At 66.5% G+C, this 12,975-nt stretch carries 11 protein-coding genes; 4 read left to right on the top strand and 7 right to left on the bottom strand.

The window, feature by feature from the left end; genetic code table 11:
* The first annotated feature begins 4 nt into the window (after positions 1-4).
* Together CI089_RS02660 and CI089_RS02665 are read left to right on the top strand one after the other, a co-directional pair.
* Positions 5-976 (top strand): glycosyltransferase, encoded by a 972-nt coding sequence (locus CI089_RS02660; RefSeq protein ID WP_256977402.1) that lies wholly within the window; start codon positions 5-7, stop codon positions 974-976.
* 13 nt (positions 977-989) lie between these two features.
* Positions 990-2,903 carry a glycosyltransferase gene (locus tag CI089_RS02665; RefSeq protein ID WP_094260139.1) on the top strand — a complete coding sequence of 638 codons (1,914 nt, stop codon included), beginning with the start codon at positions 990-992 and terminating at the stop codon, positions 2,901-2,903.
* 3 nt (positions 2,904-2,906) lie between these two features.
* On the opposite strand, the gene CI089_RS02670 is transcribed toward CI089_RS02665, so the two are convergent.
* Together CI089_RS02670 and CI089_RS02675 are read right to left on the bottom strand one after the other, a co-directional pair.
* On the bottom strand, positions 2,907-3,650 hold the full coding sequence (locus CI089_RS02670; RefSeq protein WP_094260140.1) for an ABC transporter ATP-binding protein: 744 nt from the start codon (positions 3,648-3,650) through the stop codon (positions 2,907-2,909).
* Positions 3,650-4,441, bottom strand: a complete 792-nt coding sequence (locus tag CI089_RS02675; RefSeq protein ID WP_094260141.1) for an ABC transporter permease — start codon at positions 4,439-4,441, stop codon at positions 3,650-3,652. Before CI089_RS02675 ends, CI089_RS02670 begins: the two co-directional genes overlap by 1 nt.
* Positions 4,442-4,506: 65 nt before the next feature.
* Between CI089_RS02675 and CI089_RS02680 the strand changes: the two genes are divergently transcribed.
* Positions 4,507-5,403 carry a hypothetical protein gene (locus CI089_RS02680; RefSeq protein WP_094260142.1) on the top strand — a complete coding sequence of 299 codons (897 nt, stop codon included), beginning with the start codon at positions 4,507-4,509 and terminating at the stop codon, positions 5,401-5,403.
* 2 nt (positions 5,404-5,405) lie between these two features.
* Here CI089_RS02680 and CI089_RS02685 read toward each other — a convergent pair whose 3' ends face one another.
* A complete protein-coding gene (locus CI089_RS02685) occupies positions 5,406-6,428 on the bottom strand; it encodes a glycosyltransferase domain-containing protein (protein ID WP_143738854.1) in 1,023 nt (340 codons plus the stop codon).
* Positions 6,429-6,514: 86 nt separating this feature from the next.
* On the opposite strand from CI089_RS02685, the gene CI089_RS02690 reads away from it, so the two are divergent.
* Positions 6,515-7,456 carry an NAD-dependent epimerase/dehydratase family protein gene (locus CI089_RS02690; protein ID WP_094260144.1) on the top strand — a complete coding sequence of 314 codons (942 nt, stop codon included), beginning with the start codon at positions 6,515-6,517 and terminating at the stop codon, positions 7,454-7,456.
* A 25-nt stretch (positions 7,457-7,481) separates the two neighbouring features.
* Here CI089_RS02690 and CI089_RS02695 read toward each other — a convergent pair whose 3' ends face one another.
* The 4 genes from CI089_RS02695 to glf all read right to left on the bottom strand — a co-directional run bounded on the left by CI089_RS02695 (position 7,482) and on the right by glf (position 12,873).
* A complete protein-coding gene (locus tag CI089_RS02695; protein WP_094260145.1) occupies positions 7,482-8,705 on the bottom strand; it encodes an ABC transporter ATP-binding protein in 1,224 nt (407 codons plus the stop codon).
* Positions 8,705-9,610, bottom strand: coding sequence for an ABC transporter permease (locus CI089_RS02700; protein ID WP_256977407.1), 906 nt, complete (start codon positions 9,608-9,610; stop codon positions 8,705-8,707). Before CI089_RS02700 ends, CI089_RS02695 begins: the two co-directional genes overlap by 1 nt.
* 82 nt (positions 9,611-9,692) lie before the next feature.
* Positions 9,693-11,729: an acyltransferase family protein gene (locus tag CI089_RS02705; protein ID WP_179223209.1), complete on the bottom strand. Its 2,037-nt coding sequence runs from the start codon at positions 11,727-11,729 to the stop codon at positions 9,693-9,695.
* Positions 11,730-11,736: 7 nt separating this feature from the next.
* Entirely contained in the window at positions 11,737-12,873 is a 1,137-nt protein-coding gene (gene glf / locus CI089_RS02710; RefSeq protein WP_094260148.1) for a UDP-galactopyranose mutase, read from the bottom strand.
* Between the last annotated feature and the right edge of the window lie 102 nt (positions 12,874-12,975).

Genomic DNA, 12,975 nt, shown 5'->3' on the forward strand with positions numbered 1-12,975 from the left:
GCCGGTGAGCGCGCAGGTTTTCGACCCGACATCGGCCACCATCGCCATCGTCACTTTCAACCGCTCCGCGCTCCTGTCGCGGCTGCTCGAGAGCATTGTCCGCATGGATCCGAAGCCCGGCCACGTGGTGATCGTCGACAACGCGTCGACCGACGACACGACCTCCGTCGTCGAGTCGTTCCGCGATCGGCTCGGGACGCAGCTCGAGTACCGGCGACTCGAGACGAACACGGGCGGCTCCGGCGGATTCAGCGAGGGCGTGCGCGTGGCGTACGAGCTGGGCTCCGAGTGGATCTGGCTCATGGACGACGACGTCGAGGTGCTTCCGGACGGGCTCGAGAAGATGGGCCGCTGGGCGCCGCGGTTCCGCAGCATCCAGGGTCGCCGGTACGACTACGACGGCAGCGAGTTCTACTGGCAGTACCGCATCGCCGAGCGCATGGGCATCCCGATCCCCTTCGCCCCCGCCGGATTCGGCGAGTCGGGCTACAAGGAGATGAACTCCGGATGCTTCGAGGGGATGTTCATCCACCGCGACATCGTCGCCCGCATCGGCCTGCCCGATCCGCGCTTCTTCATCTACTGGGACGATCAGCTCTACGGGTGGCTCGCGTCGCGCATCACGACGTCGGTCATCGTCGACGAGTTCGTCCTGCGCCGCACGCGTGAGATCCGCCAGTGGGACATGGGCATCCGCCACATGAACGCCTCGAGCAACGCCTACCGGTACTACATCATGCGCAACCGGGCGCACATCAAGCAGTACTACCGGACGAAGGGCGTCTACAACCCGGTGCTGTTCGGTCTCGGGACGACGCTGACCTTCGGCAAGGAGCTCATCCGGCTCTTCCTCGTCGAGCGCACCGTGCGCGGCACCTCCAACCTCTTCCGCGGCCTCCGCGACGGTCGACGCATCGCACGCGACCGTAGCTGGCAGCCGATGCAGCCGCTGACCGACCAGCCGGCCCGTCCCTGACGAAAGACAGACCATGCCTCACCTGCTGCAGCGCGCCGTGCTCCCGCTCGAGCACGACCCCGACCTCCTTCCCCTCTACGTCGACCCCGAGACGTGGACCGAGATCGACGAGGAACCGGTGCGCGTCTCGTCACGGGCCCAGCTGTCGAACATCCTCGGCCGCTCGGAGGCGCGCATCGTGGGCGGACGGCGCGTGTCGTTCGGAACGTACTTCAACGCCTTCCCCGCGTCGTACTGGCAGCACTGGACCCCGGTCCGCGAGGTGACCCTCACGGTGCGCACCGAGGGTCCGGCCACGGTCCTCGTCTACCGATCCAACGGCGGCGGAACCCGCCAGCGCCTGGAGACCCGCGAGGTCACCGGTGAGGCGACGAGCACCTTCGACCTCACCCTCAACCAGTACAGCGACGGCGGATGGATCTGGTTCGACATCGCAGCCGACCGCGAGGACGCCCGGTTCCTCGGGGCGGAATGGACGACCGAGCAGGAACCGGCCCGGTCGGGCAAGGCCTCGCTCGGAATCACGACCTACAACAAGCCCGACTACTGCGTCGCGACCCTCCGCGCCCTCGATGCGGCGCCCGACGTGCTCGAGCTGGTCGATCGCATCTTCCTCATCGACCAGGGAACCGACCGCGTCGACGCTCAGCCTGACTTCGCCGACGTCGCCGACAGCCTCGGCGAGACGCTCCAGATCGTGACGCAGCCCAACCTCGGCGGCTCCGGCGGTTTCGCTCGCGCGATGCACGAGACCCTGCAGCGCCCGGAGAGCGATTTCGTGCAGCTCCTCGACGACGACGTGCGCATCGAGCCCGAGTCCCTCCGACGCTCGATCGTCTTCGGTCGGTACGCGACGACGCCGACGATCGTCGGCGCCCACATGTTCGACCTGCTCGATCGTCCGAAGCTTCACGCCTGGGCCGAGGTCGTCGACGACGAGCCGTTCATGTGGCGCACGCTGCAGCAGGAGAAGATGCCGCACGACTTCTCGGTCGCGAACCTGCGGCAGTCCCCCGAACTGCACATGCGGCTCGACGCCGACTACAACGGCTGGTGGATGTGCCTGATCCCGGTGGAGGTCATCCGCCGGATCGGACTGTCGTTGCCCGCCTTCATCAAGTGGGATGACGCCGAATACTGCCTGCGCGCCCGCGACGCCGGCTTCCCCACCGTCTCGATGCCCGGCGTCGCGCTCTGGCACGTGTCGTGGGTCGGCAAGGACGACTCGATCGACTGGCAGGCCTACTTCCACGCCCGCAACCGGATCGTCGCGGCACTGCTGCACTCGAACAGCCCGCGCGGCGGCACGCTGCTGCGCCACAGCCGACGGCTCGACCTCAAGCACCTCATGATGATGCAGTACTACCCCGTCGAGCTGCGTCATCGCGCGCTGCGCGACATCCTGTCGGGGCCCGAGCACATGGCCGCGGGGATCGCGACCGCCATGCCCGCCGCGCGGGCACTGCAGAAGGAGTTCCCCGAGACGGTCATCCACCGCGACACCGGCGTACCGCTGCGCTCGCGCAAGGGCCGCCAGGTCTTCAAGCGTCTGCCCCGCCACACCTTCGACAGCCCCACCGGACTCAAGCTGCGCTGGTTCACGCTGTCGACCCTCGCGTCGCACTGGCTGCACGCGCCCCGCCCCGAGAACATCGCTCAGCCCGAGGTCGAGTTCGGCAAGGGCGATGCTCAGTGGTGGCGCCTCCCCCGGTACGACAGCGCCCTCGTGAGCGCCGCCGACGGGTCGGGAAAGAACATCTACACCCGCGACCGGGCGGCCTTCCGCCGTATGCTGCGCGAGAGCGTGCGCCTGCACGCGCAGCTCAAGCGCGACTGGCCGAAGCTATCGCGGCGCTATCGTCGCGCAATGGGGCAGCTGACCTCTCCCGAGTCGTGGGAGCGAATCTTCGACCCGTCTGGCCGCTGAGCCTCAGGCTTCGCCGTTGTGGTCCGCGTTGTACCGGTCGAGGACATCGCCGATCGGCCCGTCGAGGACCAGGGCGCCCTTGTCGAGGTAGAGGCCGCGCGTGCAGAAACGTCGCAGGTCCTTCTCGTTGTGGCTGACGAAGAAGAGCGTCCGCCCCTCGGCGAGGAGCTCATCGATGCGCTTGTAGCACTTCGCGCGGAAGGCGCGGTCGCCGACGGCGAGCACTTCGTCGACGAGGAGGATCGGCTCGTCCAGCTGCGACACCACCGAGAACGCCAGGCGCACTTTCATGCCGTTCGAGAGGTGCTTGTACGGGGTGTCGACGAAGTCGGAGATCTCCGCGAACTCGATGATGTCGTCGAAGCGGCGGCTGACCTCGGCCTTCGACATCCCGTGCAGACCCGCCGTCAGGCGCACGTTCTCCCGGACCGTCAGGTCGCCCACGAAGCCGCCCGTGATCTCGATGAGCGGTGCGACGCCGCCGTGCACCTCCACACGACCCTCATCCGGCAGCAGGACGCCGGCGACGAGCTTGAGGAGCGTGGACTTCCCCTGCCCGTTGCGCCCGACGACCCCGATCGACTCGCCCGGCTCGACCGAGAACGAGACATCGCGAAGCGCCCAGAACTCGCCCGGCCTGCTGCGACGGGACGCACCGCCGAACAAGTCCTTCAGGTTGCGTCGTCCGCGCCGGTTGCGGCGGAAGCGGACGCCGAGGTCACGCACCTCGATCGCGAGTCCCGTCATCACAGCTCCTTCAGCACCGGACGCTCGAGGCGTGAGAATACGAGGAGGCCGAGCCCGAAGATCAGGATGCTGGTGACGGCCCCGACGATCACCGACAGCGTGTCCCACTGATCGGGGAAGAACCCCACGCGGTAGAGCGTGAAGATGCCCGCCAGCGGGTTGAACGCCCCGATCTCCTTGAAGACTCCCGGCAGGTCGGCAACGCCGTAGATGATCGGCGACGCGTAGAAGAGCGCGCGCAGGACGAGCCGCGTGGTGCGCTCCAGATCGCCCCAGAGGACGCAGAGCGGGGCGACGATGAGCCCGAGTCCCAGCAGCAGGATCACCTGCAGCACCACGGCCACGGGAAAGAGCAGAAGCGCCGCATTCACCGTCGCACCACCGAAGATCGCGAACATGGCGAGGACGGGGAGCGAGAAGAGGAACTCGATCCCCTTGCTCAGGACGATGCGTCCCACCCAGATCGAGCGAGGGATGGAGGTCGATCGCACCAGTCGCGCGTCCTTGTTGAACGCGCGTGTGAAGTCGGTGACGGCCGAGTTGAACCACACCCAGGGCAGCAGCGCGGTGATGAGGAAGACGATGTACGGGTTCTCGCCGACGTCCCGATGGAAGACCTGCGTGAAGACGAACCAGTAGATCCCGCTCATGACGAGGGGATCGAGGACCGACCACAGGTACCCGAGGGCGCTCGTGGAGTACCGCACCCGCAGGTCGCGCGCCGACAGCAGCCACAGAGAGTGGAAGTAGCGCCGCGGCGATCCGGGGGCGCCGACGACGGCGGGACTCACCCGACGAGTTTACGCCGCGTCGCGACCGCATGACGCGACGATGGCAGGGATGGTTCAATCGAGAGATGCGCGCTTACCTGTGGCGACACCGACCGATTCGGTTCGTCTTCGCTCCGCAGCATGCGACATCCGGGACGACGATCATGCGCGGATCGCAACTAGCCACCATCTCGAACGGGTCGAGCATTCTGAGCGAGCGGTCGGTGTCATTCGTGCCCGCGGAGGACGAGTTCCGGGACTCCGATCTCTTCCTCACCAAGGGCGCCGCGCGAACGGCCGACGCCGCGCTGCTTCAGCGCTGGCGGAGGAAAGGTAACCGCATCTTCTTCGACCCGGTCGACGAAGCGATCCCCGACGAACTGATCGATGACTCCGACACCCTCGTGGCGGCATCCCGAAGTGCACTTTCGGCCTATCGGGAGCGCTGGCCCCACTTACGGGTGCGGCTGGTGAATCATCATGTCGACCCGCGCGTGACGGCAGCCATGAGCGCGGCCCCGCGACGTGAGCGCCCACGTATCGCCTACTTCGGCGAACTGCAGAACACCGTTATTCCGGCGACGATCGCTTCAGTCGTCGACGTGCACCCGGTGGACACCTCCCGTGAGGCACAGGCGTGGTTCTCACATCTGCCGCCCTACGCGGTGCATTACGCGATCCGGCGCTCTCGCGCTCTGGACCATCACAAACCGTTTTTGAAGGGCTTCACGGCCGCCGCGTGCCACGCCAACATTCTCATCCAACGCGGCCAGCCCGAGCCGGAGCTGTGGCTACCGCAGGACTACCCGTTCTGGGTGGACGCCCCCGCGTCGCAAAGTGACATCGGAGCGGCAGTCGATCGCGTCCGCGACGCTTTCGGCTCCGCGGAATGGCGCTACGGTCTTGATGTCATGCGTCAGCTCGAGGATGCCACGAGCGAACGAGCGACCCGTCGAGCCCTCGAAACCCTGTTCGCGATCTGACGTCAGCGCCTCGCGAACCGGCGAAGGCGGCGGATCACATTGCGGCGCACTGCGGCCGTGGCCCCGGCGATGCTGTCGGTCTCGCGGAGCATGAGGTCACGCTCCCACACTTGATGCTGATACGCCTCGATGCGGGCCTCCAACTGGCGCCGGACCTCGGTGCCGTCCGCTATCTCGTCACGAAGCTCCGCGACCGTGCGCTCGAGGACACTGACGGATGTCGCATCGAGACGCGCTACCTCACCTTCGAGCTCTTCGACCCGGCGCGCGCACCGACGCAACTCAGCAAGCATCGGCCCGTGGGAGACCCCGCGCGATTTCCCCAGCGCGATCTTTCGCTCGGTGATGACCGGCCAGCGGTGGTAGTCGGACTCGAAGTTGTCGACGTCGACAGCTCGCCAACGGACGTCGGTGTGCAGAAGAACGACCATGAGAGAGAGCTGATCTCGTCGCGAGTAGCGAAGTACGTGATCGAACCAGAGCCGCATCGCGGCGGCGACGGGCGCGGTGTTGCGTCGTACGAGGATTCCGCCCCAATGGGGTCGTGACTCCAGCACGTCGACGTACGAGAGCGCGTAATCGTTCAGCTGTTCGTAGACACGTGCAGGGTCGTCGTAGTTCAGCCGGATCACCTCGTCGAACTCGTCGATCACGCGGTCGCGGAAGCTGTGCGGAGCCAGAGCGAAGTCAACGTCGTCCGACAGCCAGTCGCCGACAAGTCGTTCAGGGGTCGCTCTCAGCTGAACCGACGCGTCTATGCACACTGTGACGTCATATGCGGCGAGCCGCTCGTGCCCGAGGATTTTGAAGACGCGTGAGCTACGGTGCAGATCCCGCGGAAAACGCGGCTCCACGAGGACGACCTCCCAGACGTCCGACGTCAGCGTCGGGTCGTCCGTGAAGCAGATGAAATCAGCCTCGCTGTCGGCGGCCGGCGGCTGATCGAGCAGGCGGTCGTAACCCCCGAGCGACACCGTGTAGACACAGACCTTCATCGCAGACCTCTCTCGCCGGTTCTCGGGCACACCGGCCAAACCAGCCTAGTGCGGCGCCCGCACCCGGGAACGACAGCGCACCCCGGGTAAGCTGAGCTGATGGAAAGCGACGCACGTTGAGAGCGCTGGTCACCGGTGCCGCCGGGTTCATCGGCAGCACCCTCGCCGAGAAGCTGCACGCGACCGGCTGGACGGTTACCGGGCTCGACAACCTGAGCACCTACTACGACCCGAAGTTCAAACAGCGCAACATCCGTTCGGCCGGCGACGCGATCACGAGGTTCGTCGAGGCCGACATCCGCTCGGCGCCGTTGGACGACCTCGTCGCCGACGCGGACGTCGTGTTCCATCTCGCTGGTCAGCCCGGCGTTCGTAAATCATGGGGCGACAGCTTCGCCGACTACGTGGACGCCAACATCTCCGCGACGCAGGTACTCCTCGAGTCGGTTCATCGCTCCTCCTCCCGGCCTCGTGTGGTCTACGCGTCGTCGTCGTCCGTGTACGGGGACGCGGAAGCCTATCCGACCCGGGAAGACCTGGAGCCGCGCCCGCGTAGCCCGTATGGCGTCACGAAGTTGGCGGCCGAGCATCTTTGCCGCCTCTACGCGGCGAACCATGGCCTGTCGACAGTGTCGCTGCGCTTCTTCACCGTCTACGGCCCGCGCCAGCGCCCCGACATGGCTTTCACGAGGTTCCTCTCCGCCGCTCTCGAAGGCGACCCGATCTCGGTCTATGGCACGGGCGAGCAGACCCGCGACTTCACATTCGTCGACGACATCGTCGAGGCCGTTGCACGCGCCGCCACAGCGGAGGTGTCGCCGGGTTCGGTCTACAACGTTTCTGGCGGCGGCAGCCACTCCGTGAACGATGTGCTCGACGTCATCGAAAAGCTCGTGAATCGGCCTCTCGACGTCCGGCGCAGTGCTCCTGCCGTCGGAGACGTGCAGCGGACGAGCGCCGACACGAGCGCGATCGCTCGCGACCTCGATTGGCGCGCCTCGACCGATCTGACGGCCGGGCTCGCCGCGCAGCTCGAGTGGGTACGGCGGGGACGCTGAGCGTAGACCGCCGCGACCCCGCGACTCAGTCGACGGCCACGCTCGCAGATGTGAGCACGGTCCCGGTCTGACGGAATTCGAGCGGCACGAAGAACGAGGCTCCCTGCCACATCACGTCCGACGGCGAACCTTCCGCGTCGCTGACCTCAGCGTTGATGAAGTATTGCCCCCCAGCGAACGCGGGGGCCGCAAGACGATATGACACGCTGTGCTCCCCCGGAGCGACCGCACCGTGCGGGAGTTCCATCCGCCTGGTCCCCGTTCCGAACACCTGCTGGCCGTGCGGTGTATCGATGCTGATGCTGGTGTTCCACTTCTCCGCCGCAGCAGGGTGTGAGACACGGAGCGTGACGATGAGGTCGTCCCCCGGCTGAGCGGTGCGCACGTGCCCTCCGCGCTCATCGGTGAGCGAGATGCTCAGGATCTTCGGCGACTCGCTCTCGGCGGGCTTCTCCGCCGCCGCGTCCGCGGTCGCCTTGCGCTTGCCCTCGAGCACTTCGCGGTGGATCTTCGTCGCCTCAGCTGCAGTCCCCGCGAAAACGAGCTCGCCGTTGTGAAGTACGACGCCGCGGTCGCACACTTCCATGACCTGCGACGCCGAGTGCGACACGAGGATGATCGTGCGACCCTCGTTCTGGAACTGTCGGATCTTGTCCATGCACTTGCGCTGGAATGCTTCGTCGCCGACCGCGAGCACCTCGTCGACGAGCAGAAGGTCGGGATCGGTATGGATGGCTACCGCGAACGCCAACCGCACGTACATTCCAGACGAGTAGAACTTCACCTGTGTGTCGATGAAATCGCCGATCTCGGCGAAGGCGACGATGCTGTCGAACTGAGCGTCGGTCTCCGCCCGTGAGAGTCCGAGGATAGATGCGTTCAGGTAGACGTTGTCCCGCCCGGAGAGGTCGGGGTGGAAGCCGGCGCCGAGCTCGAGGAGGGCAGCCATCCGGCCGCGCCGGCGTACAGACCCGGAGGAGGGGTCGATGATGCCGCCGATGATCTTCAGGAGTGTGCTCTTCCCGGATCCGTTGGGCCCCATGAGGCCGATGGAGGTACCGGCAGGGATGGAGAACGACACGTTCTTGAGAGAGTCGAACTTCTGCCGGTGCACTCGGCCCTGGCGGCCGAAGGTCACCACTCGTTCCTTCAACGAGTTGTCCCGCCGGATGACGAAGTGCTTGGAGACGTCGTCCACGACGACGATCTCGGGATGATCCGTTCCAGGTTCGATGTCCACGACGTCCATTACAGCTCCTGCGCGAAGTTGCCCTGCAGACGTGAGAACACACGCTGACACAGCCAGAGAAGGATGAGACCCACCACGAATGCGACGAGCATCCGCAGCGCGAGATGCGGCGGATAGTCCGCTGGGGTCCCGGAGACCCAGAACGCCCGGTGGAAGCCGAGGACGGCCAAGGTGAGCGGGCTGTTCGTGTAGATCTCGAGCAGCCATCCGGGAAACCGGAACTGCTGGAACACGGAGTTCACCATCGTCCACGCGTACACGATCGGGGAGGCCCACATGGCCAGCATGAGGACCACCTGAGTGAGGTATTGCACGTCGCGCAGATACACGTTCAGCGCCGACAGCAGCAGTCCGATGGCGAGCCCGTAGACGACGATGAGCGCCACGGCAGGCAGGAAATACACGATGCCGCCGGAGATCGGCGGTGCACCGAGGACCACGCATGCCGTGATGAGAACGAGCAGCTGCACGCAGAAGGTGAACATCGCCGACCCTGCGCTTGCCAGCGGGAAGATCTCGCGCGGTACGTAGACCTTCTTCACCAGGCCCGAGTTGCCGACGATCGATCCGGTCGATCCGGAGAGCATCTCGGAGAAGAAGGCGTAGACCGTCAATCCGGAGAAGATGTAGATCGCGAAGTCAGGGATGCCGCGAGCCGCACCGAGGAACTGTCCCATCACGACGTAGTAGACCGTGAGCTGAACAATCGGGTTGATCAGGACCCACAGAAGGCCGAGCACGCTGTCCTTGTACCGAGCCTTGATGTCGCGGCGCACCAGAAGCCCGAGCAGCTGCCGATGTGCCACCACGGCACGCGCCGACGACCAGAACCCCGACCCGGCCGTGATCGGGGCCAGGGGCAGCGAGGAGAGGCGCGCGTAGCGTGTATCAGCGGTTTCGGTCACGAGAATTGTTCCATTCTGTACGCCAGGCACACCCGGAAAGAATACAGCGCGGCGTCTGTGAACCACCCGCGGGGGGCGAGGGTCACCAGCGCTCCCCCAGTTGGGTCTCCAGCACCGGCGCGAGGGTACGCGCATACGAGCTGGAGAGGTGGTTGTCGTCGCGATAGACCGCGACGTTGCCGACCACGGCGGGGCAGACGTCATCCGGGCAGATCCACTCGGTCAGATCGACGTGCGTGATGCTCTCTCGCTGCAGGATCCGTGCCGGATTCGCAGCGGCCAACGAGCTGCCGCGCGGCATGGAGCAACCGTCCGGGTCGTCCGATTCGATGACGCAGCCGAACATGTCGTAACCGAACCTCGGGTTGTCGCGCACGGCGATGATCGGGATGCCGGCGGCGTCCATGCGGTCGAGGAACCGCTCGATCCCCGGCCGGAGGCGCTCGTCCTCGTCGCCCGCGTCGGCGGCGGTGACGATGGTCATGACCGCCGACGGCATGATCGCCTCCACATGGCTGATCGCCGCTTCGCGCCACTGCGGGCAGAAGTCGGGATCGAACCCGGGATCGTCCAGGCCCATGGCGCAGCCACCGCGCACGAGGGTGATCACGCCCCAGCCGCGCTGCTCCGCGATCGGCACGAGCGCCGCGGTCATCTGCTGCGCGTGCGAATCGCCGATCACCGCGATCAGCTCGCTCGCGCGCTGAGTACCGGGCATCTCCGAGCACGAGCCGTGCAGGATGTCGTCGGTGATGGCGCGCGGGCCGCTGCACTCGAGCTCGAGCTGAACCCACTCGTCCTCGATCGCGGTCGCGAGCGGGATCATCGGAAGTTCCGCGTCGGGCTCGGAGACGTCGTCGTCGAAGAGCACGTGCGCGCCCGGGTTCGCGATGAGCTGCTGTTCGGCCACCCTCTGCTCGCGGTACGCGGTCACGCCCTGCCACGTCCCGACCGGGACGACGACGATGAGCGCGGCGACAGCGACGACAGCGACAGACGGCATGACGCCGCGTTCGGCCCGGCGCCACTGCCGCACCGGGTGGTCCACGGCGAACGTCAGAAGTCGCGCGCACACCACGGAGGCGACGACGATGGCGAGGCCCCCGACCAGACCGACCTCGGTGCGTTCGCGGACGACGAGCCACGTGACGAGGATCGGCCAGTGCACGAGGTAGAGGCCGTAAGCGTCGCGGCCGGCCAGCCGTAGGGGACGCGACGCGAGCAATCGAGCGGGTCCGTAGCCGGCGTCTCCGGTTCCCGAGACCACGACCATCGCCGCGCACACGACCGGCCAGAGGGCCAGGTACCCGGGGAAGCCGCCCTCGACGTCGAGGACGACTCCGCAGGCGAGGAGCCCGGCGATGCCCGTCCACCCCAGCAGGGCGCTCAGGACGGGCCCGGGCCGCAGGTGTGGGAGCGCGACGACCAGCAACGACCCCGCAGCGAACTCCCACAGGCGAGCACCCGTATCGAAGTACGCCAGCTGCTGGGCGGCATCCGTGCGTACGACGGAGTAGCACAGCGAGATCACGAAGACCGCGCCGAAGACCATCGCGACGACCGCATCCGGAGACCGCCGGAATCGCCGGATGATCAGCAGGCAGAGCGCGAAGAGCAGAGCCCACAGCACGAACGCCTGCCCCTGCACGGAAAGGGACCAGAAGTGCTGGAGCGGGCTGAGCGCCTCGCCGCGGTTGTAGTAATCGACCGCGTCGGCGGCGAGGATCCAGTTCTGGATGTACAGCAACGACGCCCACGTCTGCTCCCAGAGCGACCGCCACATCGTCGCCGGATAGAACAGGCGCGCCAGCAGCAGAACGAGCAGGAGCGTGACAGCGGCGGCGGGCAGGAGGCGCCGGAACGTCCCGACGAGCCGGCGCGCGACGTCCGGTGGCGCTCCGGTGTGGATGCGGTGCAGGAACGTACGCGTCAGGAAGAACGCGGACAGCATCAGGAAGACGTCGACACCGCCCGATACGCGCCCGAGCCAGACGTGATAGGTCACGACCAGCAGGATGGCGACGGCTCGGAGCCCGTCGATGTCGGCGCGGTACCCCCAACGGCCCGCGTCCGTCCCCGGTCCGGCGATACCGCTCACGCGGTCCGTCAGCGAACCCACGACGTCCTCACGCGAGGTGGTTGTTCCACATCGACAGCGCTGAGCCGATGGCCATGTGCATGTCGAGGTACTGGTACGTGCCCAGGCGCCCGCCGAAGTGGACGTCCTGCTCACCCTTGGCGAGGTCGCGGTACGCCAGCAGTCCGGCGCGGTCCTCGGCCGTGTTCACCGGGTAGTACGGCTCGTCGGAACGGGTCGCGAAGCGCGAGTACTCCCGCACGATGACGGTCTTGTCCGTCGGGTACCGGTCGGCGCGCTCCGGGTGGAAGTGCTTGAACTCGTGGATGCGGGTGTACGGCGCATCGGCGTCGGCATAGTTCATGACGCTCGTGCCCTGGAAGTCCGGGATGTCGAGGACGTCCTGCTCGAAATCGAGGGTGCGCCACGACAGCTCGCCCTCGGTGTAGTCGAAGTAGCGGTCGACGGGGCCGGTGTAGACGATCGGCACCTGGCCGACGGTCGCCTTCTTGTTCAGCGGCTGCGACTCGTCGAAGAAGTCGGTGCTCAGCTTCACCTCGATGTTCGCGTGGTCGGCCATGCGCTCGAGCCAGGCGGTGTAGCCGTCGACCGGAAGGCCTTCCCAGGTGTCGTTGAAGTAGCGGTTGTCGTAGGTGTAGCGGACCGGCAGGCGCGAGATGATCTCGGCCGGCAGCTCCTTCGGATCGGTCTGCCACTGCTTCGCGGTGTAGTCCCGGATGAACGCCTCGTACAGCGGACGGCCGATCAGACCGATGGCGCGCTCCTCGAGGTTGTTCGCCTGCTTCGGGTCGAACTCGCCCGCGAGCTCCTGGATGAGGTCGCGTGCCTCACCGGGCGTGTACGCCGCCTGGAAGAACTGGTTGATCGTTCCGAGGTTGATCGGAAGCGGGTACACGACGCCCTTGTGGGTCGTATACACGCGGTGGACGTAGTTCGTGAACTGCGTGAAGCGGTTGACGTACTCCCACACCGTCGCGTTCGAAGTGTGGAACAGGTGGGCCCCGTACTTGTGCACTTCGATGCCGGTGGTCGGCTCGTTCTCGGTGTAGGCGTTGCCGCCGATGTGGTGACGTCGGTCGATGACCGTCACCTTGCGACCGGATGCCGCGGCACGCTCGGCGATGGTGAGGCCGAAGAAGCCGGAGCCGACGATGAGGAGGTCCATGGGGCGAACGCTTTCGTTTCGGGGCAAGCGAATGGGCGCCCCCGGGGCGGGGCGTCATCGATCCTACGCGACGCATTCCGCGGGCCTGAGGAAAGCGTGGGA

Source organism: Microbacterium sp. Yaish 1, assembly GCF_002245215.1.
Lineage (GTDB): Bacteria > Actinomycetota > Actinomycetes > Actinomycetales > Microbacteriaceae > Microbacterium.